This is a genomic window from uncultured Veillonella sp. (assembly GCF_963543145.1).
Lineage (GTDB): Bacteria > Bacillota > Negativicutes > Veillonellales > Veillonellaceae > Veillonella.
Genome location: NZ_CAUTZP010000008.1, coordinates 53,244 through 75,565, shown reverse-complemented (window position 1 = coordinate 75,565; position 22,322 = coordinate 53,244). Strand labels below are relative to the sequence as shown.

At 39.5% G+C, this 22,322-nt stretch carries 16 protein-coding genes; 3 read left to right on the top strand and 13 right to left on the bottom strand.

Going from position 1 to position 22,322, the window contains the following annotated elements; all coding sequences use genetic code 11:
* Nucleotides 1–161: 161 nt before the first annotated feature.
* From RWZ05_RS05150 to recQ, 5 genes are all read right to left on the bottom strand, one after another.
* Nucleotides 162–1,646, bottom strand: a complete 1,485-nt coding sequence (locus tag RWZ05_RS05150; protein WP_314642736.1) for an aldehyde dehydrogenase family protein — start codon at nt 1,644–1,646, stop codon at nt 162–164.
* A gap of 280 nt (nt 1,647–1,926) precedes the next feature.
* The gene (locus RWZ05_RS05145) at nt 1,927–4,239 is read right to left on the bottom strand and encodes a Tex family protein (RefSeq protein WP_314642735.1); all 2,313 of its coding nucleotides are present in this window, start codon (nt 4,237–4,239) and stop codon (nt 1,927–1,929) included.
* On the bottom strand, nt 4,236–4,730 hold the full coding sequence (locus RWZ05_RS05140) for a dihydrofolate reductase (RefSeq protein WP_314642733.1): 495 nt from the start codon (nt 4,728–4,730) through the stop codon (nt 4,236–4,238). Before RWZ05_RS05140 ends, RWZ05_RS05145 begins: the two co-directional genes overlap by 4 nt.
* Before the next feature lie 104 nt (nt 4,731–4,834).
* Nucleotides 4,835–5,626 carry a thymidylate synthase gene (locus RWZ05_RS05135; protein WP_314642730.1) on the bottom strand — a complete coding sequence of 264 codons (792 nt, stop codon included), beginning with the start codon at nt 5,624–5,626 and terminating at the stop codon, nt 4,835–4,837.
* Nucleotides 5,627–5,745: 119 nt separating this feature from the next.
* Entirely contained in the window at nt 5,746–7,614 is a 1,869-nt protein-coding gene (recQ, locus tag RWZ05_RS05130; protein ID WP_314642728.1) for a DNA helicase RecQ, read from the bottom strand.
* 252 nt (nt 7,615–7,866) lie between these two features.
* Between recQ and putP the strand changes: the two genes are divergently transcribed.
* On the top strand, nt 7,867–9,354 hold the full coding sequence (gene putP, locus RWZ05_RS05125; RefSeq protein WP_314642726.1) for a sodium/proline symporter PutP: 1,488 nt from the start codon (nt 7,867–7,869) through the stop codon (nt 9,352–9,354).
* Between the two features lie 54 nt (nt 9,355–9,408).
* Here the strand turns inward: putP and RWZ05_RS05120 are convergent, their stop codons facing one another.
* From RWZ05_RS05120 to nifJ, 3 genes are all read right to left on the bottom strand, one after another.
* Nucleotides 9,409–10,437: a WYL domain-containing protein gene (locus RWZ05_RS05120; protein ID WP_314642723.1), complete on the bottom strand. Its 1,029-nt coding sequence runs from the start codon at nt 10,435–10,437 to the stop codon at nt 9,409–9,411.
* A 356-nt stretch (nt 10,438–10,793) separates the two neighbouring features.
* On the bottom strand, nt 10,794–12,410 hold the full coding sequence (locus RWZ05_RS05115; RefSeq protein ID WP_314642720.1) for a methyltransferase regulatory domain-containing protein: 1,617 nt from the start codon (nt 12,408–12,410) through the stop codon (nt 10,794–10,796).
* A gap of 190 nt (nt 12,411–12,600) precedes the next feature.
* A complete protein-coding gene (gene nifJ, locus RWZ05_RS05110; RefSeq protein WP_314642718.1) occupies nt 12,601–16,137 on the bottom strand; it encodes a pyruvate:ferredoxin (flavodoxin) oxidoreductase in 3,537 nt (1,178 codons plus the stop codon).
* 386 nt (nt 16,138–16,523) lie between these two features.
* Between nifJ and RWZ05_RS05105 the strand changes: the two genes are divergently transcribed.
* Together RWZ05_RS05105 and RWZ05_RS05100 are read left to right on the top strand one after the other, a co-directional pair.
* On the top strand, nt 16,524–17,447 hold the full coding sequence (locus tag RWZ05_RS05105; RefSeq protein WP_009351004.1) for a LysR family transcriptional regulator: 924 nt from the start codon (nt 16,524–16,526) through the stop codon (nt 17,445–17,447).
* Complete coding sequence (locus RWZ05_RS05100) at nt 17,447–17,875, top strand: hypothetical protein (RefSeq protein ID WP_314642717.1); 429 nt, start codon at nt 17,447–17,449, stop codon at nt 17,873–17,875. Before RWZ05_RS05105 ends, RWZ05_RS05100 begins: the two co-directional genes overlap by 1 nt.
* 149 nt (nt 17,876–18,024) lie before the next feature.
* Here the strand turns inward: RWZ05_RS05100 and RWZ05_RS05095 are convergent, their stop codons facing one another.
* The 5 genes from RWZ05_RS05095 to RWZ05_RS05075 all read right to left on the bottom strand — a co-directional run bounded on the left by RWZ05_RS05095 (nt 18,025) and on the right by RWZ05_RS05075 (nt 22,118).
* A complete protein-coding gene (locus tag RWZ05_RS05095; protein WP_120055969.1) occupies nt 18,025–18,642 on the bottom strand; it encodes an SAP domain-containing protein in 618 nt (205 codons plus the stop codon).
* A 145-nt stretch (nt 18,643–18,787) separates the two neighbouring features.
* A complete protein-coding gene (locus RWZ05_RS05090; RefSeq protein ID WP_120055971.1) occupies nt 18,788–20,101 on the bottom strand; it encodes an MFS transporter in 1,314 nt (437 codons plus the stop codon).
* 241 nt (nt 20,102–20,342) lie between these two features.
* On the bottom strand, nt 20,343–20,699 hold the full coding sequence (locus tag RWZ05_RS05085; protein WP_024066296.1) for a cupin domain-containing protein: 357 nt from the start codon (nt 20,697–20,699) through the stop codon (nt 20,343–20,345).
* 28 nt (nt 20,700–20,727) lie between these two features.
* Nucleotides 20,728–21,603, bottom strand: coding sequence for a DUF4261 domain-containing protein (locus tag RWZ05_RS05080; protein WP_314642715.1), 876 nt, complete (start codon nt 21,601–21,603; stop codon nt 20,728–20,730).
* An 11-nt stretch (nt 21,604–21,614) separates the two neighbouring features.
* Nucleotides 21,615–22,118, bottom strand: coding sequence for a hypothetical protein (locus RWZ05_RS05075; protein ID WP_314642714.1), 504 nt, complete (start codon nt 22,116–22,118; stop codon nt 21,615–21,617).
* Nucleotides 22,119–22,322 lie beyond the last annotated feature (204 nt).

The window sequence follows — 22,322 nt, the reverse complement described above, 5'->3', positions numbered from 1 at the left end:
TACACTCGCACTTATACTGCCTGTTGGATTCTTAAAATTAGGTTTAGAGGAAACGGAGAGCACTAAGTACAATAAAATTAAGTAATAGTATGATAACGCAAAAAAGGCACCTCCTTAGAGGTACCTTTTTTTCCATGTTTATTGGAGAGAGTTATATTTGATTAATCTAAGTCATAGAAACCAGATGGTTTATCACTCAAGTTAATAATGATATTTTTCATTTGAGTGTAGTGTTCAAGGATAACTTTGTGAGTTTCACGGCCAATACCAGATTGTTTGTAACCACCGAATGGTGCGCCTGCTGGGATGGAGTTATATGTATTTACCCACATACGACCTGTTTCAATTGCTCGAGCTACGCGGATTGCACGGTTGAGGTTTTGTGTAAACACACCACCGCCAAGGCCGTATAAGCTGTCATTAGCTTGTGCGATAACTTCTTCTTCGCTATGGAATTTAATAACAACAGCTACAGGGCCGAAGATTTCTTCGCGAGCTACGCGCATATCATTTGTAGCATCTACGATAAGTGTAGGTCTAATGAAGCAACCTTTACCAAGTTCGCCATCAGTAACACGTACACCACCAGCTGCAACGCGAGCGCCTTCTTCTTTAGCAAGGTCTACATAGCTAAGTACTTTCTTAACTTGATCTTCGTAAATCAAGGAACCAAGTTGTGTAGATTCTTCCCAAGGTAAACCAACTTTTACTTTATCAAATAAAGCGGAAAGTTCAGCTACGAATTTATCATAAATTGTATCTTGTACGAAAATACGAGAACCTGCGCAGCATACTTGGCCTTGGTTGAAGAGGATGCCAAGCATTGCCCCATCAAGAGCTTGTTTCCAGTTTGCATCTTCAAAGAAGATATTCGCAGACTTACCACCTAATTCCAATGTAGCAGGAATCAAGCGTTCAGATGCTGCCTTATATACATCAAGACCTACTTCAGTAGAACCTGTGAAAGCAAGCTTACTGAAACCAGGATGATCAAGGATGTACTGACCAGATTTAGAACCTTTACCAGTAATGATGTTTACAACACCAGCAGGTAAGATATCTTTCAAAATATCGCCTAATGCTAAAAGGCTAAGGGATGTATGACTAGAAGGTTTAATAACAACGGTACAACCTGCTGCAAGAGCTGGTGCTAATTTCCAAGCAGCCATTAGGAACGGGAAGTTCCAAGGCACGACTTGACCTACAACGCCAATTGGTTCGCGAACGATGAGGCTCAATGTATTTTCATCAAATACTTGTGCAGAGCCTTCTTCGGAACGAAGTACACCAGCGAAGTAACGGAAATGGTCAGCACCAAGCGGAATATCTACATTCAAAGTTTCACGGATTGGTTTACCATTGTCGTATGTTTCAACTTGTGCCAAGTACTCTTTGTGAGCATCAATGGCATCCGCAATTTTTAATAAATAATCAGCGCGCTCTATTTGAGAAATAGTTTTCCAAGTTTTAAAAGCTTTTGTAGCAGCCTCTACAGCGCGATCAACATCGTCTTTCGTAGCCTCTGCACAAATAGCAAGTTGTTCGCCATTAGCAGGGTTATATACATTGAATTCAGCACCATCAGATGCCGGTACCCATTCATTATTAATTAAAAGTCCATATCTTTCTTTAAGGTTCAAGCTCATAGCATTACCTCCTATTTAGGAACATATATTGAGAAAGTTTTCCTCTCTGATTTCATCATACTCTTTATATTTAAAATTTTCAATCAGATATATCGTTTTCGATATACCCATTACGCATTAAAATATATAGTTTTTAGTTATATAGAAAACCCGCTCCCTCTAAAACCATAGAGAGTGCGGTTTTGTGTACGATGACTTTTAGTCAAGAGTAATTATCAATTGACTATCATTTATGTAATGTACTATAAAATTCTATTCTTGAATCTAAGAATATATGAGATTATCCGTTACGACGATCTCCGTTATTACGGTTTCCACCATTACGATTACTGTTTTGACGGCTACCATTATTACGGTTATTATTACGATCGTTGTTTCGACGTTGACCATTGTTATTTCTATTGCGGTTGCCATCGTTATTCTTTGGTTTTTCTGATTGTAATGCTTTTACAGATAAACCGATACGATTGCGTTTTACATCAACAGAAATAATTTGAGCTTCAATAATATCGCCTACAGCAAGCACATCAGATGGATGTTGGCGGCTATTACATAGTTCACTACGATGCAAAAGACCATTTGTTTTAAGACCAAAGTCTACGAAGGCACCAAAATCAACTACGTTGTGAACTGTCCCCTTTACAACAGTACCAACTTGAATATCTTCAAGGCTTACTACATGTTTTCGAGTAAGTGATGCAGGCAAATCTTCACGAGGGTCACGACCTGGTTTTGCCAAAGCAGCTAAGATATCTCGCACCGTTGGTACACCCGCATCAAGTTTAGCCGCCATTTTTTCTGCATCCACAAGCGGTAATTTCACTTGTAATGCTTCTAGTTGCGCTTTATCTTGCAAATCCTTTAAGGTAAAGCCTAATTCACCAATAATGCGTTCTGCCAATTCATAGGACTCAGGATGGACAGATGTATTATCTAGTGGGTTTTTACCGTGTTGCAAGCGAAGGAACCCGGCACATTGCGTGAACGCTGCAGGACCTAAGCGAGGTACTTTCAACAATTCCTTACGGCTTTTAAATACACCATTCTCTTGACGGTATGCAACGATATTTTTAGCTACCGTACTAGAGATGCCTGCAATATGTTGCAAAATAGCAGGAGATGCCGTATTGAGCTCTACCCCAACGTGGTTTACTACGGTTTCAACGACTTGATCTAACGTATGAGTCAATTGTTTTTGGTTTACGTCATGTTGGTATTGACCTACGCCGATAGATTTTGGATCAATCTTAACAGATTCAGCCAATGGATCTTGTACGCGCCGTGCAATCGATACAGCACCGCGTATGGTTACGTCTAAATCTGGTAATTCATCGATAGCCAATTTAGAAGCAGAGTATACAGATGCGCCTGCTTCATTAGTGATGATATAGTGGCAGTCTAATTTTTCCTCTTCAATCATGGTAGAAGCAAACTGCTCTGTTTCATAGGATGCAGTACCATTACCAATAGATAAGAGAGTAACCTTAAACTTACGGATTTTATCAGCCAATACCTTTTGCGCTTCTTTGCGAAGCTTTTCACTATTAGTTAAATAGTAGGCACCATAATCTAGCACATTACCTTGTTGGTCGATAATAGCCATCTTACAACCTGTACGATAACCAGGGTCAAGGCCCATGATAACATGGCCTGCCAAAGGCGGTTGTAACAATAGGTTTTTAAGGTTTACACCAAATACCTTGATCGCTTGTTCGTCCGCATTTTCCGTCAACTCATTGCGGATATCACGCTCTAGAGCAGGGAAAATGAGGCGTTTGTACGCATCGGCTACTGCAGCCGCTTTATAATCGGCAAAGATGGATTTTGGATTTTTCTCTAACTTTTGCACCATGTAAGCAATATAAGTATCACCTGGTACAGTAAGGGCTAATTTCAAAGCACCTAATTTTTCACCGCGATTAACCGCCAAGATACGATGAGACGGCATTTGGCGAACCGGTTCAGCATATTCTGCGTATTGCAAGAACTGTTGTTGTACCTCTTCATCACCAGTCAACTCAGCTTGAATAAAGCCTTCGTTCCACATCTTTTTACGCAAGTATGCCCGGAAGTCTGCACTATCACTAACAATTTCTGCTACGATATCTGACGCACCTTGTATTGCATCCTCTGGGGTTGGTACCTCTTCCGCTACAAATTCTTTAGCAATCTCTAGGGGATCACCAGAGGTAACTGTATCGTTAAGGATCATGTCCGCTAGCGGCTCCAAGCCACGTTCACGGGCAATCATAGCGCGCGTACGTTTCTTAGGGCGGTACGGTAAATAGAGATCCTCTAACTCTTGAAGCTTTGTTGCTGCCTCTAAGGACTTCATCAACTCGTCGGTCATCTTTTCTTGCTCTGTAATCGATGCAATGATTTCTTGGCGACGTGTTTCCAAGTTGCGCAGATATTTAATGCGTTCTTCAATGGTGCGCAATTGCTCATCTTGCAATTCGCCCGTTACCTCTTTACGGTAACGCGCAATAAATGGCACCGTATTGCCTTCGTCCAATAATTCTACGGCAGCTTGCACCTGCTTTGGCTTAACATTTAATTCACTGCCAATAATGGCAAACATTCTTTCACTCATTTAGATGCCTTTCTGCGATAGGTTACAAAACGATGAGGATATGCATTCTTTTCGTCCACTGCGCCGTCTACTACGGATTCAATGGTGAAAGCCTCCTCTGGGAACTCTGGGAAAAATGCATCCCCTTCAAATTCGTGGTCGACTTCTGTAATGTACATCGTATCCACGTAAGGCAAGAAAGCCTCGTACACTTGAGCACCACCGATAACATAGGCCGCATCAAGAGCTCGTGCTGCTTCTGCAGCCGCCTCAGGACTATGGAAAATTTTAACCCCTTCTGGTGCATCAAAACCTTTATCGCGAGTAATCACCCAGTGCTCACGATTTGGTAATAGGAACGGCAAACTTTCAAAGGTCTTACGGCCCATAATGATGACATGCCCTGTAGTTTTCTCTTTAAAGAATTTCAAATCATTCGGCAAATGCCAAATCAAGGTATTATCTTTACCGATCACACGATTATGTGCTACGGCTACGATTAATGCTAACATACTAGCCTCTTTCAATTAATGGTATATGGCAACAGTTATGGATTCAGTGCTATACACAACAGTTATGAATTCAGTGCTATACAGCAACTGTCATAAATTCAGTGTTATACAGCAACAGTCATGGACAATTTACCTAGATGTTCATACCCGTCTAATATAACGTCCTCTGGTGTGAAGTCATAGAAGTCTTTTACCTCAGGATTCACAATAATTTTTGGAGCTGGCAACGCTTGATCGCGACGTGCTAATTGCTCGCGCAATGCTTCTACATGGTTTTCATAGACATGTGCATTGTTGATAACATGCGTAAATTTACCAGGTTTAAGACCTGTTACTTGGGCAATCATGCATTGTAATGCTGCATATTGAGCTGTATTAAATGGAACACCAAGGCCCATGTCGCCACTGCGTTGAATGAGCATGCAGTTCAAGTAGCCATCAGCTACGTCCCATAATGTTTCATACGCACATGGTTGCAGTGCCATATCATCTAAATCTTCAATATTCCACAATGTAACAATCATACGACGGCTATCAGGATCTTCCTTAATAGTCTTGACGAGATTATCAAGTTGTTTGTACTTTGCAATTTGGTAACCATAGGCCTTACCAATGGTACCATCTTCACGCATCCACTCATCCCATACGTGCACGTTCATTTCTTGTAATTTGCGTACGTCGTTAGATTGCATTTGCCAAATCCATAACAATTCTTTTACTGCCGTTTTGAAAGCTACAAATTTTGTAGTCAAAATTGGAAATTCCTCTTGCAAGTCAAATTGCATAATTTGATGCGGCAATTTATAGGTTGCAATACCCGTACGATTTTGACCATACGTGCCATGTTCTAAAATATTTTCAATAATACTGAGGTATTGTGTATCTGCTAGACTCATATGTCCCCCTAAATCTATGTATACTACGTCGAATAATACTAACCTTATGTCTTATATCTTACAATATATAGTACTATCATACTAAAAAATACATAATACTACCATATATACAGTAAAATTTATGATCCCTTATATTCTGCAATGGCCTGTAAAAAACTGAGGCCATATTTTTTCAATTTTGCTTCCCCTACACCTTTAACATTGCCAAACTCACCTAATGTTGTGGGTCGTAAATTAGAAAGGTCAATAAGTACTGTATCGGGGAAGATAAGATATGGTCGAAGTCCTGTCTCTTCGGCTAAGCGCCTACGATGCTGTCGTAAATGTTCAAATAAACCACCCGACCCGGAACTAGTTTTCCCTCGGGATGTAGTAGACGTAGACCGACTAGTTCGAGATGGTACCGACACATGTTGCCTAATTTCCTCCACCTCTTTATGCCCCGCAAGGACCTCCTCGGCCCCCGCCGTCAAGGATAGCACAGGATACTTACCTGAAGAACTACGCAAATACCCAGAAGCTACAAACTGTTGGATGAGCCCTTTAATAGATTTCTCGTCTACATTACTTAGTAAACCAAATACAGGGAGTGCATCGTGGCCTGCACGCATAATGCGGTCAGTACGCTCACCGCGCACGATGGAGGTAATCATAGAGGCACCATAGCGCTCATCAGTGCCCATAATGGCACGGAAGATAGCCTTCGCCTCTTTTGTTACATTTACCTTATCGGCAGAGCCTTTACAGGAACTACAATTATCACAGGTCGTCCAAACGGTGCTTTCACCAAAATAGTTAAGCATATATTTACGTAAGCAATTACTACAGAAACAGTAATCAATCATAGACTGTAATTTACGGAGCTCTACCTCTTGTCGCTCAGGCGTCTCGATGGACTGTTCAATCAAATACTTGTGAACCTGTACATCCTGCCCACTGTAGAGCAAGATACATTCTGCAGGAGCCCCATCGCGACCTGCACGACCTGCCTCTTGATAGTAAGACTCCATGTTGCGTGGCATTTGGTAATGCAACACATAACGCACATTACTCTTGTCAATGCCCATACCAAAGGCATTGGTAGCCACCATGACCTGCAGTTTATCGTCTGCATAAGCGTTTTGCATCTCACGGCGTACCTCATCGCTGAGCCCACCGTGATAATGACCCACCTTAATGCCTGCACGAGTTAGATTTTCGTACACTCGATCTACATCCTTACGCGTCGCACAATAAATAATGCCATTTTCGTTGGCGTGTTGGCGCACATAGTGAACCACATAATCCATGCGCTTTGGTGTACGGATGACAGAGAAGGATAAATTAGGTCGGTCAAAGCCCGTTACATACACATTAGCCTTATCTAGGCCTAATAATTTCTTGATATCATTTTCTACATATTTCGTAGCCGTCGCGGTGAAAGCCCCTACGATAGGACGCTTTGGTAGTGAATTGAGCCACTCTCCGATGAGACGATAGGACGGTCTAAAGTCATGACCCCACTCCGAGATACAATGGGCCTCATCCACAATGACTTGAGCAATAGGCAACGCTCGCAACACATTACAGAAGAAATTAGAACCGAGTCGCTCCGGCGCAATATATAAGAGTTTAATCTTGCCGCTACGCACCTCGTACATGGTCTTATTAAACTCCGCTTGAGTAAGCGTACTATTAATAAGTGCCGCTGGTATATTCTGTACTAACAAGCCATCTACTTGGTCTTTCATAAGAGAAATCAGCGGAGAGAACACGATAGTGAGCCCCGCCTTGCAGAGTGCAGGTATTTGAAAACAAATGGACTTCCCTGCCCCCGTCGGCATGATGCCAATTACATCTTCATTGCGTAATAAGGAGGCAATCGGAGCCTCTTGAGCCGGTCTAAAGGAGGTATACCCAAAGTAAGTTTCTAACATGCGTAGTGCTTGTTGTCTTGTCACAACTGGTTGTTTTAGGTTTTCTTGTTTTGTTGGCCCCTGTTGATCCATGAGTACCTCCTTTCACGTGTCATTTTTCATTCTATTATTTTATCATATTTCGAGTATATTCGGTTTATTAGTATATACGATTTATAGATTAACCGTCTAATGCCCAAGACGAAAGTATATGCTTAAAATTCGTATAGAAACCAATACAATCTCACCAAATTTTTACACTCTAAAGTGCTAATATGTGATACAATAAGAATTATTTATAATACTATAGAATGGAACTACAACCTAAGGAGGTCTTATATAGGCATGACACAAGACAACTTAATGATTATTATCGCCTTTGCCTTATACCTAGGACTCATGATGTATATCGGGGTCTATTACTACAGGAAATCAAACAGCATTGGTGATTACATCCTCGGTGGCCGACAATTAGGACCATGGATCACAGCACTTAGTGCGGAAGCATCCGATATGAGTGGTTGGATGCTCATGGGTGTGCCTGGCCTCGCATATACTACGGGGATCTCTGGTGTATGGATTGCCGTAGGCCTCACATTAGGTACTTGGGCAAACTGGAAATTCGTTTCTAGACGTTTGCGTAACCATACAGAGGTAGCTAGCGATAGTTTGACGCTACCAGATTACTTAAAGAATCGTTTCCACGATCAATCCCATTCGGTAGCCGTAATTTCAGCCTTATTTATCTTGATCTTCTTCTTGATTTATACATCTTCAGGCTTCGTAGCAGGCGGCAAGTTATTCAACACCATCTTCGGTCTAGATTACACCGTATCCCTCTTCATCACTGCAGGCATCGTCGTATTCTACACCTTCCTCGGCGGTTTCCTCGCTGTATCTTGGACGGACTGTATTCAAGGGGCATTGATGTTCTTTGCCATCTTAGCAGTACCGATTACAGCAACCATGTACATGGGCGGCCCTGTAGAAACATTCCAACTCATCCAACAGGAGTTTCCTCAAGGCCTTAGCTTATTTGGCAATCCATCCGATTGGTTCACTTGGGCTATTGGTTTAATCTCCGCTCTCGGTTGGGGTCTTGGCTACTTTGGCCAACCCCATATCCTCGTAAGATTCATGGCTATCTCCGATGCGAAAGAGTTAAAAAAATCTACGAATATCGCCATGGTTTGGGTTATCTTATCCCTTATGGCAGCTATCGCAGTAGGTCTCATCGGTCACGTATACTTGTTGCCAGATAAATTGGTAGGCACTGATGCGGAAAAAGTATTCCTCATCATGACAGAACGTCTCTTCACACCATTTGTAGCAGGTCTCATCTGGTCCGCTGTATTAGCAGCTATCATGAGTACTGCATCTGCACAATTGTTGGTAACAGCCTCCGCTATTTCTAATGACTTCTATGCAAATATCATTCATCCAAAAGCAAGCGATAAAGAGCTAGTACTAGTAAGTCGTATCGTAGTACTACTAGTTGCATTCATAGCCATCTACATGGCAATGAATCCAGATAGCTACATCTTAACAATGGTTGCCTATGCATGGGCAGGCTTTGGTGCTGCCTTCGGTCCAGCCATCTTGTTCTCCTTGTTCTGGAAACGAATGACACGTCATGGCTGTATCGCTGGTATCGTAGTGGGTGGTTTAACAGTACTTATTTGGAAACAATTTGAATTCCTTGGTCTATATGAAATCGTACCAGGCTTCATCTTCTCTTCCATCGCGATTTACGTGGTGAGTATTATGGATAAGTTGCCGCCTCGTCCAGTTCTTAAGGATTATAAAGAAGCAGAGAAAATGCACGTTCTATAAAACAGAAAACATAAAAATAGAGCTAGTTGATTCAACGATCAACTAGCTCTATTTTTATGAATATTGTTGTAAGCCTTCTTTTATAGCTTCCTTCACTTCATTCACCAAGGATGCTGGTGAAAGTACTTTTACACTTTGCATATATTGGAGAGCCCAATATTTAAAAGCGTGATGATTTACACGTACGCGACATACCACATCATCGGACGTTACATTAGTAAATTCTACATTACCATCAAACCAATCTAAGATTTGATTTACGATGGAACGTTTTGCTTTAAAGCTTACCGTAATGGATTCACCACCGAACATATAAATGTGCTCTTTTACGTATTGAGACACGTTAAAAGTGCGTTGCTGTTGGTATCCCTTTATCTCCCGTAAAGGTTTTCTCCGTTCGCTTAGCACCGTAATGTGTGCAATACGATCGACGCGCAACGTAGACATGTCGTCATAGTTTTCGTGGTTCCCAACTAGGTAATAGTGCCCTCGATTCATTACTAGTTGGAATGGATTAAATACATATTTCCGTTCCTTGTTATCTGGACCAAGATTGATATGTAAACGCTTATCCACGTCAGGTTGGCAATAGGCCAACGAAATCTTTCTTCCCTTTTGTATTGCTTCTTCTATGAGATCAATGTTAAGGAATAAGTCCTGGCTTCTATGAAGGTAACCTGTAGCACTTTCAATATCAATACCATGTGGCTTGAAATGAGAGCTGCCCAGTTTAGCAACACGACTAATTAAATCCTTACGTTGAGATGCGGTAATATGGCGAGATGCCAAAATACCATCAATCAATAATCGCAATTCAGAATCTTCAAAGGTATGAATCATATAAAAATCGGTACGACGAATAGTGCCATCTGCTCCCACGGCAGACTCTTCACATTGAATACCAAAATCACCAGATTCATATAAATCATTTAAATGACGGCCTAAGGTCTTCCGATCCACGGACACCTCATACCGCTCAGCTAATATACTGCGAATCTCCTCTTGAGATAAAGTATGATTAGCATCTGTTTCACTTTTCAGGATTTCTAGTATATATACTAGAACTGCCTTCTTAGATGCCATAAAAGACTCCTTTTACAAATAATACAATTAGTACAACTAATACAATTTATATAATCATCCACAACACACCGGATGATGTTCACAAAAATACCCATACATAGTATACCACATTTTTCATATATGGTTCATTTATTTCTCATTAATTTTATCGATTTACTATACTTTTTTGGCAAGATTAAATAACTAAATGTAATAATTATTAAATTATTCTAAAATTAATTATATAAAACAAAACCCGTTAGCACATTTTACATACAAATGTTATAAGTGTAACGGGTTTTAATTTATACTATGAAACTAGAATGAACAGCCACAAATAACAGCTTTAGCAAGACTTATCATGTTTCAAGTACGGCTTATGAAATACGTTCTGTTTTCTTACTTCTAATAAAACCTAATTGTTCCATGCGAGTTGTTAATTCATTATAGAAGGCTTCAGCCATCGCATTTTGATGTTTTGCTGGTTGAGACTTATCGGCACTAAAGAGAGAGTCTTTAATCTTCTTGATCAATGTAGATTTCGCTTTAGGTTTATTCAACAGCTCCATGAACAATAAGTCTTCTTCAGAAATATCGCCAATCGCATCATTAAACATATTTGCCCCATAAATATATTCCCCACCACCATCAGCAATAGCTTTTACAAAATTTGTAAATCGTGCAGGTATATAGGATAGACCTTCCATATACTCCTCTTTCACAGGGAATGTTTTATAGAAACGAATACCACCGCGTACCATATGCTCTACTACAGCTTTATATAAGCTGCATACAGCAGGTTCTAATTCATCATCAGACGCATTCGCCGCCTCATGAGCTGCTTTTAAAATAGCCAGTGCTTCAATCATGTTGAAAGTACCACCATCTTTAATAAGCGCTTGGAAAGTATCTCGTAGGAGATCATTTTCAAACATTTCTAATGCTTCTTCATCAAAGAGGATTTGGAATACAAAACTATTTACAATAGTACGTACAGGTACTGTATTTACTTTATCAGGATTCGCTACCGCATAGTTAATATCCTTTGTCGCACCTGCTTTGCAAATAATAGACTTACGGAATGTAGTATCTAACATAAAATCTAAATATTGCTCTTGATCTGCTTGGCTATTAGGAGCTAGTTGCTCAAGTTTGTCTGCAATACTTTCATCATAAGTACGAACCATAGATAATGTAAGGTCCGCATCGCATACATAAGCTAAATCATGTTCTTTTAAATGATCATTAAATTGATAGAAATAGCATGGATCATTATGTGGTTCTAAATGATCATGTCCTACATAATAATCGTCCTTTTGCATAACGGATCGCAAGGCACCTAAGAATTTACTATTGCGTTCTTTAAGATTATCGTAGTTAAGGATTTGAGAACCTACCAAGCTGCCCACAGTCTTACCTCGCAATACCTTTTCCTTATGAGTAGATTCTTCATGTCCACGATTCGCAAATAACATGAGCTGACGAACTTCTTCCATCGTATGCCATCCAGGATAGGTATTATAAGATACATAAGCAATACCATTATCGGCTAAATGATGGGAAATAATATGGAGCAGTTTATCCTTCATTTCATCGCTGATCCAAGAGTAGAAACCGTGCGCAATAATATAGTCAAAGGTTCCCATTGATTCATCAAAATTCAAGATATCACCTTGCACTAAAGATACATTATCTAATTTTGAGTCCCCGATAATTTTATTGCCCTTCTCTACTTGGTCTTGTGAAAGTTCAATACCTACAAAGGTCGCTTCAGGGTTGTGAACTGCTTGGGAAATGATATTACCACCATAGGTAGCACCTAATTCAAGGACACGTGCTGTTTTAGCCTCTGGTGGCTTAAGGCCTACAAGCGTGCCATACGCCTCTAAATAGGCAGGTGTAGTGAAAGGAAATGGATAGGATTTATAGCCTAACTCTTTATATATCCTTTGTTGCGTATCTTCTGTTGCCATTTGTGTATTATCCTTAGCCATATGTACCTCTATATTTAATATAAGAATTATCCAAAATATGTAATGCTATCATTATGCATAGCTACTTATCATTATACCAAATTCCTAGTATATTACCTATGTTTTGAGTAGTTAATACTCAAATAATACAACAAAAAAGAGGCACCCTAGAAAGGATGCCTCATATAGTTATCAGTCGTTAAATAACGTATTATTTTACGTCTTCAAAACCTTTTTGTAAGCGAACATAGCTTAAGCGACGTTCTTTAGCGTCTTGTTCAGTTTTAGCGAACAATTCTTCTGCAACATCTGGAGCTGCTTTAGCCAAGGAAGCGTAACGTACTTCACCTTTAAGGAAGTCTTGGAAGCTTTCAGTTGGTTCTTTGGAATCCAAGGAGAATGGATTTTTACCTTCTGCTTTAAGTTGAGGGTTGTATCTGTAAAGATCCCAGTAACCAGCTGCAACTGCTTTACGTTGTTCTTCTTGAGCTTTACCCATACCAGCTTTGATACCATGGTTGATACATGGGCTGTAAGCGATGATCAAGGATGGACCTGGATATGCTTCAGCTTCTGTAATAGCTTTCATCAATTGGTTTTTATCTGCACCCATAGCTACTTGTGCTACGTATACATAACCATAAGACATAGCCATCATGCCAAGGTCTTTTTTCTTAGTACGTTTACCAGAAGCTGCGAATTGAGCAACTGCTGCAATGTTAGTGGATTTGGAAGCTTGACCACCAGTGTTGGAGTATACTTCAGTATCGAATACGAAGATGTTTACGTCTTCGCCAGAAGCTAATACATGGTCAACACCGCCGAAGCCGATATCGTATGCCCAACCGTCACCACCGAAGATCCAGTGAGAACGTTTGATTAAGAATTGTTTTTTCTCAAGAATTTCTTTCAATTCTGGAGTTGTAGCACCTTCAGCTTCGATAGCTGCTACTAAACGTTCGGAACGTTGACGAGTTGCTGCACCAAGGTTAGCAAATTCAATCCATTGTTCCAAAGCTTCTTTCAATTCGCCTGTAGCAGTTTCTACAGCTTTAGAAGCTACTTCAACTAATTGTTGACGGATTTTCTTAACACCGATGAACATACCATAACCATACTCAGCATTGTCTTCGAACAAGGAGTTTGCCCAGGAAGGACCGTGGCCTTGTTGGTTAGTTGTGTATGGAGATGCAGGCATGGAAGCACCCCAAATGGAGGAACAACCAGTTGCATTGGCAATCATCATACGGTCGCCGAACAATTGAGTTAACAATTTAGCGTAAGGAGTTTCACCACAACCTGCGCAAGCACCGGAGAACTCGAACAATGGTTGTTCGAATTGGGAACCTTTAACAGTTTCCTTCTTCATAGGGTTTTCTTTTACAGGAAGGTTAACACCATAGTTCCATGCTTCAGCTTGTTCGATTTCGGAATCGATGGAAGTCATTACGATAGCTTTGCCTTTAGGAGCTGGACAGATATCAACACAGTTACCGCAACCCAAGCAATCTAATGGGGATACTGCGATACGGAATTGAAGGTCTTTAGCGCCCAATGCAGGGATTGTATCGAAATGTTCTGGAGCTGCAGCCACTTCTGCTTCAGTTGCCAAGATTGGACGAATTGTAGCATGTGGACATACGAAGGAACATTGGTTACATTGGATACAGTTTTCTGGTAACCATTTTGGAACGAACAATGCAGGACCGCGTTTTTCATATTTTGCAGTACCCGCAGGTAATGTACCATCTTCGTAGCCAGCGAATGTGGATACAGGAAGATCATAACCAGCTTGTGCATTGATTGGTTGTGCAATGTTTTGAACGAAGGATGGGCAAGATTCGCAACCAGGTTTAACTGCGTGACCGCCTTCATCAACAGCGTTTTTCCAGTCAGCAGGAACATCTACTTTTACCAAAGCGTTAACACCTTGATCGATAGCAGCATTGTTCATGTCAACGATATTTTGACCTTTTTTACCGTAAGAAGTTACTACGGATTCTTTAAGGTATTTAACAGCATCATCTACAGGGATGATTTCAGTCAATTTGAAGAACGCAGCTTGAGTTACCATGTTGATACGACCGCCCAAACCGATTTCGGAAGCGATTTTCGCAGCATTGATGATGTAGAAGTTCAATTCTTTTTCTGCGATTTGACGACGTAATTTAGCAGGTAAATGTTCGTTTAATTCTTCAGGAGACCAAGTACAGTTCAATAAGAATGTACCACCTTTTTTGATGCCGCGAATCAAGTCGTATTCATGTACGTAAGATTGACGGTGACATGCTACGAATTGAGGTTCAGTGATCAAGTATGGCAAGTTGATTGGGTTTTTACCAAAACGAAGGTGAGACATTGTTACGCCACCAGATTTTTTGGAGTCGTAATCGAAGTATGCTTGAGCATACATGTCAGTGTGGTCACCGATGATTTTGATAGCGGATTTATTCGCACCTACAGTACCGTCAGAACCGAAGCCCCAGAATTTACATTCAGTCAAACCAGGAGTTTCAATTTCTACGCCTTCAGCACGATCCAAGGACAAGAATGTAACATCATCATTGATCCCCAATGTGAAGAATTTTTTACCGTTTTCAGCAGCCAAGTTATCGAATACAGCTACGATGTCTGCAGGGATAACGTCTTTGGAGCTCAAACCATAACGGCCAGCAATAACTTTTACGTTACGGCCACCATCGATTACAGCAGCTTGTACGTCCAAGAACAATGGTTCAGCCAAAGCACCTGGTTCTTTAGTACGGTCAAGAACTGCAATGCGTTCTACTGTTTGAGGAAGAGCTTTCAACAAACGATCTGTTGCGAATGGACGGAACAAGTGAACGTTGATGAAACCAACTTTACGACCCAATTTGTTTAAGTAGTCAACAGTGGATTCTACTACTTGTGCGGAAGAACCCATAGTTACGATTACGTCAGTTGCATCAGGAGCACCATGGTAGTTGAACAATTGATAGTTAGTACCAGCCAATTTATTAACTTCATTCATGTAGTGTTCTACAACGTCAGGAACGTTCAAGTAGAATTTGTTGGCTGCTTCACGATGTTGGAAGTAAACGTCAGGGTTTTCTGCAGTACCACGAGTTACAGGAGCATCTGGATTCAATGCATTTTTACGGAATGCATTAACAGCGTCCATATCAACCAATGGTTTCAAATCTTCATAATCCCAGATTTGGATTTTTTGAATTTCATGGGATGTACGGAAACCGTCGAAGAAGTTGATGAAAGGTACACGAGTTTTAATAGCTGTCAAGTGCGCTACAGCGGACAAGTCCATTACTTCTTGTACGGAGGATTCAGCAAGCATAGCGCAACCAGCTGCACGAGCAGCCATTACGTCTTGGTGGTCACCGAAGATAGCCAAAGCATGTGCAGCTAATGCACGAGCAGCTACTTGGAATACACCTGGAAGTAATTCGCCTGCTACTTTATATAAGTTAGGAAGCATCAATAACAAACCTTGGGAAGATGTGAAAGTTGTTGTTAATGCACCAGCTTGTAAAGAACCGTGAGTTGCGGCAGCCGCACCTGCTTCAGATTGCATTTCTACAACTTGAACAGTGTTACCGAAAATGTTTTTACGACCAGACGCAGCCCATTCGTCAATGTGTTCTGGCATTGGGGAAGATGGAGTGATTGGGTAAATCGCAGCAACTTCTGTAAAACCATAAGAAACGTGAGCAGCCGCTTGGTTGCCGTCCATAGTTTTAAATTTACGACTCATGTGATTATTGCCTCCTTAAGCATTTAGCAAAAATAGAACACTTGCTTAATCTATCATTATGTTTAGGAATAACAACCATTACAAACTTGCGCACATGAAAAAATAATGCAATAATATATATGTTATATATAATATGGCATTATGTGTGAACATACTTTTTTGTAATGGGCACAACCATAATTCCTAATATCATAACTTGATATAGCCCTATAAGCTAATTATAACGTGCTGGGGCCTATCAACGCAACACATACAGTGACTGTCGCTTTGCCAATATTGCTATCCATGCTTTACATAAAGTAATAGCTAGTTGCATTATAGTAATAACTATTCTCATTTAGCCAGGTCACTTCCTATAACCAATTTTTATTTTTAGGGGGTTAATTATGGATTTTCATCATTTGAAATACTTCGTTGAAGTAGCTGATCAAAAAAGCTTCAGTAAGGCTGCGAGGAATTTACACATCTCCCAATCTGCTATCAGCCGTACGATCAAAGCTTTAGAAGACGAACTTGGTGTTGTTCTCTTCATGCGTAATGCTAAATCTGTAGAACTTACTGATGGGGGTACCATCTTCTTAACCCACGCTAAACGCGTTGTGTTTATGTTTGAACATCTAAAAACTGATTTTGAAAACGAATTTCGTTTGGAGCAAGGGTCTATCCGAATTGGTATTCCACCAATTACAGATGCGCCTATTTTTGCCCAATTATTAGGTGAGTTCAAAAAAGTATATCCACAAATTGAATTAGAGCTATATGAACAAGGTTCTAAAAAGGTTGAAATCAGCGTTCAAGAAGGTTTAATTGATATTGGTATCATCTGTACTAAACCAAACCCTAAAGAATTTGAGTCCTTCTACCTTACTAGTGACCCACTTTCCGTTATCATTCCAAAATCCAGCCCTCTAGCGAAAGAAAAAGAAATTCGTTTAGAAATGTTAGCTGATGAATCCTTTGTATTGCACAAAGACGATTTCAACTTACATGACGAAATCATCAAAGCGTGTAAGCACACGGGTTTCCAACCGCATATCGTGTTTGAAACAAGTCAACGTGATCTTATGTTACAAACGGTTAGTGCTGACCTTGCCATCGCATTATTACCATCTCGCCTCTGCCCTGAGGTAGGTGAAAATACTGAGGTTGGTTCCAAGGTCGTTGTGCGTCCGCTCGTACCTGAAATCATTCATACCCTCTATGTTATTTGGAAAAAAGGACATTACCTCTCCCACGCGTCTCGCTTGTGGTTAGACTTTGTAAATTCCAAATTACCATTACCTGGATTACAACTCGAGGATCGTCAATAATGAATAAAATATCTGGGCTCGCAGCTAAATTGCGGGCCCTTTTGAAAGTTAAAGAAGCTCCTATATGGGGCGTGATTATTGTGCTGGTTATTGTTATAGTCTTCCAGCAAATACAAATTTCAGAATTACAATGGCGTGTCGATGAAGATCATGATGGATCCACCATTAATAGCGTAGCAGGTCGCCTATACATCCTAGAAGGGATGGCTAATAAGCATAGCGATCAATTAGACGAAGTCTTTAAAAGTATTCGCCAACTCCAAAACGATGGTGCTAAGTACGACTGGGAACTAAAACAACTGCAATGGTTACACCCAGAACTCAAAGTACAACCACCAGAGGCAAACCCACACCCATTCAAATCCACAGATCTAAACCTGGATATGAATCCTGGGAAAGTGCCTGATGTAACAAAACAAAATCAATAAAGAAATCAGAAATAAATAAAAGCACCTTACATACCTACAAAAGTCATCACAAATGACTCTTCTCATAGGATATAAGGTGCTTTTATCGTTATTCTATTATAGATTTAATTGCTAGTTTTCCCATACATCTCTGCAACGACAAGTTGCTTCTACTTGCGATACGCTTCTAATTTATATGCATATTCACTTAAAAGCTCCTTTGAATAAATTTTTTCATTTTTTGAATCTCTAACTTCTTTCCAAATAATAGATGCTACTTTTAATTTATTCGAATAATTGCCACTACATTCGTCTGCACAAAAATCCTTAAAAAATTGATTCCATTGACAAACCGAATTGTCATACTTTGCATAATCTGATTCACCATAATATACTTTCAGCAAATCTCCAATTGTAAAGCTTGTATTTTTTTCACTTTTTACTTTTCTCCAGGCAGTAGCCATATCAGCATTAAATTTAAATCGTGAAACACCTATTAAAGCAGAGAAATATTCTCTAAACTTCGTATTAAAGGAAAAATTACATTCAAGTAATGGTGTATCTAAAGTAATACTTTCCACTTGCCTTCTTCTATTTTTTATTGATGATTTTTTAATTAAATCGCCTTTAAAGTACTGCTCAATAATATAATTGAGTTCTTGTTTTGTTCCCCTATATTCTAATCCTAATGATTTACATATTTGTGAAAGTTCATCACGATACCAATAATATTTATTAAATTCATCAAATGATGTAATTTCATCAAACTTAGGTCTACACTCTTTCAATATTTGTCTCCTCAAGTTTAAATAATACTATTTTGTAAATTGTAACATAAAATTGAATAGTATCCAAAATCACACCATTGAAGCATTCGTTAAATATTTTCCTATTAAGTTGTCTATAATCTAGTTATCTATAATATAGCTCTACTTAATCCTCTTTATGTTCCATAGATTTTGGAAGTGTCAAAATTAATAGACCAGCAAGGAACATACAAGCCCCCATTACATAGTAACCATAAGCAAAGCTACCAGTGTGACCATTGATGAATCCAAGCATATAAGGACCTACCCAGCCCCCCATATTACCTGAAGAGTTAATGAGTCCCATCGCCCCCGCTGCAGCAGCGCCAGATAAGAAGGTTGTTGGCATGGTCCACCATACACCCATACCACCGTAAACACCTACTGCAGTTAAGCATATAAAGAATAAGCTAACTTCTGGAGATGGACTGTGTGGTGTTGCTAAGAAACCAATAGTACCAATGAACAATGTAGTAGCAACGTGCCAACGTTTTTCATTGCGCTTTTCAGAAGAGTAACCACAGTATATTTGTACAAGTAAGGCTGCTGTCATTGGAATAGCAATAGACCACGCTACCACGCTTGGTGGCCATCCAGATAAGCTTTTAAGAACTTGAGGCATCCAAAAACTAAAGCCCCAGAAACCAATAACCCACAAGAAATAGATTAACGCTAAACGCAATACTTTTGGGTCTTTTAACGCTTGCCAAATAGTATATTTCTTTGCGGCTTGCTTTTGTTGCTCTTCTTTTTCAAGCTCGGCTTTAATATATACCTTTTCTACATCAGTTACCCAAGATGCATGTTCAGGACGCTCTTTCATCCAGAATGCGAAAATGAACGCAAAGATCACAGCAGGAATAGCTTCAACGATAAAGAGTGTACGCCAACCATGTAGACCAAAGAACGTTGTATCCAATAAAATACCTGCCAATGGCCCACCAATGATGTTAGAGAACAATAAAGATGTCAACATCAAGGAGATTGCCTTCGCTCGCTCCTTTGGCAAGAACCAATTTGGAATGAGTAATGAATAAATTACAGGATATAAAGAAGCCTCACATAGACCAAGTAAAAATCGATAAACATAAAATTCCAACTCAGTGGTCATCGTCGTCATAAGAATACATACGAGCCCCCAACTAAACATGATACGCGCCACCCAATGCATAGCATTACAACGAGCTGCAATTAAAGATGCAGGCACTTCAAACAAAACATAACCAATAAAGAAAATGCCTGCCCCCATACCAAATACTTCTGGCGTCAACCATGGTAAATTCTCCTTCATAGTCAAGCCTGCATAAGCAATGTTAACGCGATCCAGGAAGGCAATAATAGAAACAATAAACAATGGTAAGACTACGTGAAGCATACGACGTTTCGTAAAATCTCTGAAATTGATATCCCCACTTTGAGGCTCTAGTGTAGATGAGTTCATATAATTCCTTTCTACTTATTAAAATATTACATACTTTACCGTCTTAAAAGAACAAACGTCCTCTGTCAATGGAATTTTATAGAGTATAGAAATAACAAATAGGAATAGTAAAACCAAAATAATGACATATAAAATAGAAAAGGTATATTCGCTAGAAATGACTGTATAAAATAAAAAAGCACTTTATAGTATGAATATATCTCTATCACAAGAGAAGAAAATACTATAAAGTGCTTTCATATTAATTAGTCTTAACAGGATCATAATCAGCAGGCACTGGAGCAACGATACTCACAAAGACAATATCTTCCGTTCCAGTATTTTTTGCACCATGACATTCACCCTTTTTAGATACTATAACTTGCCCCTTTGTAAAAGGCACCTCTGTATTAGGCGTTGGATAAAATACACCCTTGCCTTGCAATATAACCCATATATCATCAGAGTGATGATGATAATGTTTTGGTAAGATTTGACCAGGTTTAATAACCCATACTGAACCACCTGTGGAATCAGTTTGATAAAATGGCGTCCTAACAGCGTTCTCCAAACTTTCAACTTTCACAAGTTCCATATCAAAAACACGTTGATCACTCATAATGCTCGCACCTTTCATTGATTAACAACTACCGAGTTCCAGATGCGTATTCACCCATATTAATATCTAGAACCTCTCGAACGGGCTGGATTAAAGAATCCTCGTATTGAACCTTCCACTGAATATCCTGATTCATCTCGCCATTTTGTAACCCCGCAATGGTTTCCCCATCACCTATTATATTACCATGTTCGAAAATATAATTCAACACATTATAAGCATGAAATACTACATGATTAGGATCTACACCGTGAAAGTGATACTGTAAATCAGGTAAAAATAATGTACTCATACCCACAGAATCTACCATCATATCATTGGTACCTTGAATACTAAAATAACGCACATTTACAGCATAATACATGAAACGAGTCACCTCTTTATCAGGATGATTTTCAATCGATTCTCGACTTAAGAACTTACGAGATGGTCCAAATACAACGGCTTTACAAGAGGGATATAATTCTAGTAATGCATCTACATACTTTACAAGCATATCTGCACGTTCTTTGGCCGCTAAACCAGAGGCTAACATATCCGTAGCAAACACCCTGTATTGGCACTCTGCTAATAACTCATCCACATTTGGACAATCCCACACCTGACTACGCTCAAAATCATCTAATACAGTTTTTTCGATTTTCTCACAATTTGTCACCATTAAGGTTAGTGGAATATCGGCATCTTTGTCCTCATAATGAACCTTATAATTCTGAGGTGCAAAACCAGCAGAATCAGCTCCATAACTAAAGCAATCAATAGGCCCCAAATGCTTTGTGAAAACCTCTACCATTGTATCGCGAGCAGGCATATCACACTGCTCGGGCATTAATAACTCAACAAAAAACAAACCGCCAGGACGAACCGAATTATCTGTTAGATCTTGTTTAAATACTTGGCTCATAGTCTCTCTCCTTAAAATTCCACATAATACACATCTTTTACCTTATAGTATATCGGATGTTTATAAGTACTACAATTACGTAACCACTGTTTTATAAATAATAAAAAATCTATATTTCTGCAGCAAGTTAGAGTTATTTCTATAAGCTGTGGATTCACCTTTACATAATCCAAGCATAAGGATTCATATTCAAGTTCAAATCGTTTCTTATTTTCCAATGTTTGTAAAAATTTCGCATATAAATAATCAATACTTTCGAAACGGTTGCCCCGTTTACAGCTTCCCATATCAAATAGATTTCGATAAGAAATGTCACCAGGCAACACAGCCATCCAGTCTAAAGCATGCTCTGATATACCGAACACAGTTTTTTCTGGATTAGGTCCATCTAAATCATCCTGTAACCACGCTAATATGATTTTGTACATATTTAATGTTTCATATTCGTCTATTTCACTATAAAACTCACCTACCCCCTCTAGGTCAATCTCTAAATTGGCAATACAACGATACATAAAAACTACCTCCTATAACCCCCAATCTTCTTATAGTAAAAGTATAACTATCTATATGTACTATTTTTGCCACATTATATTTTACTTCTATCTTTAAGATTAATATTAAAACAACGCATAAACACAAAAAGACCCTCTCCATGAGTCCGAGGACCATAGAGAGGGTCTTTATATTAACTAATCAGCAAGGAAGGTGAGACGACG

Bases quoted from the DNA above. Each gene is read 5' to 3' on its own strand.
- RWZ05_RS05150 (WP_314642736.1), bottom strand. From the start codon at position 1,646: ATGAGCTTGAACCTTAAAGAAAGATATGGACTTTTAATTAATAATGAA.
- RWZ05_RS05145 (WP_314642735.1), bottom strand. From the start codon at position 4,239: ATGAGTGAAAGAATGTTTGCCATTATTGGCAGTGAATTAAATGTTAAG.
- RWZ05_RS05140 (WP_314642733.1), bottom strand. From the start codon at position 4,730: ATGTTAGCATTAATCGTAGCCGTAGCACATAATCGTGTGATCGGTAAA.
- RWZ05_RS05135 (WP_314642730.1), bottom strand. From the start codon at position 5,626: ATGAGTCTAGCAGATACACAATACCTCAGTATTATTGAAAATATTTTA.
- recQ (WP_314642728.1), bottom strand. From the start codon at position 7,614: ATGGATCAACAGGGGCCAACAAAACAAGAAAACCTAAAACAACCAGTT.
- putP (WP_314642726.1), top strand. From the start codon at position 7,867: ATGACACAAGACAACTTAATGATTATTATCGCCTTTGCCTTATACCTA.
- RWZ05_RS05120 (WP_314642723.1), bottom strand. From the start codon at position 10,437: ATGGCATCTAAGAAGGCAGTTCTAGTATATATACTAGAAATCCTGAAA.
- RWZ05_RS05115 (WP_314642720.1), bottom strand. From the start codon at position 12,410: ATGGCTAAGGATAATACACAAATGGCAACAGAAGATACGCAACAAAGG.
- nifJ (WP_314642718.1), bottom strand. From the start codon at position 16,137: ATGAGTCGTAAATTTAAAACTATGGACGGCAACCAAGCGGCTGCTCAC.
- RWZ05_RS05105 (WP_009351004.1), top strand. From the start codon at position 16,524: ATGGATTTTCATCATTTGAAATACTTCGTTGAAGTAGCTGATCAAAAA.
- RWZ05_RS05100 (WP_314642717.1), top strand. From the start codon at position 17,447: ATGAATAAAATATCTGGGCTCGCAGCTAAATTGCGGGCCCTTTTGAAA.
- RWZ05_RS05090 (WP_120055971.1), bottom strand. From the start codon at position 20,101: ATGAACTCATCTACACTAGAGCCTCAAAGTGGGGATATCAATTTCAGA.
- RWZ05_RS05085 (WP_024066296.1), bottom strand. From the start codon at position 20,699: ATGAGTGATCAACGTGTTTTTGATATGGAACTTGTGAAAGTTGAAAGT.
- RWZ05_RS05080 (WP_314642715.1), bottom strand. From the start codon at position 21,603: ATGAGCCAAGTATTTAAACAAGATCTAACAGATAATTCGGTTCGTCCT.
- RWZ05_RS05075 (WP_314642714.1), bottom strand. From the start codon at position 22,118: ATGTATCGTTGTATTGCCAATTTAGAGATTGACCTAGAGGGGGTAGGT.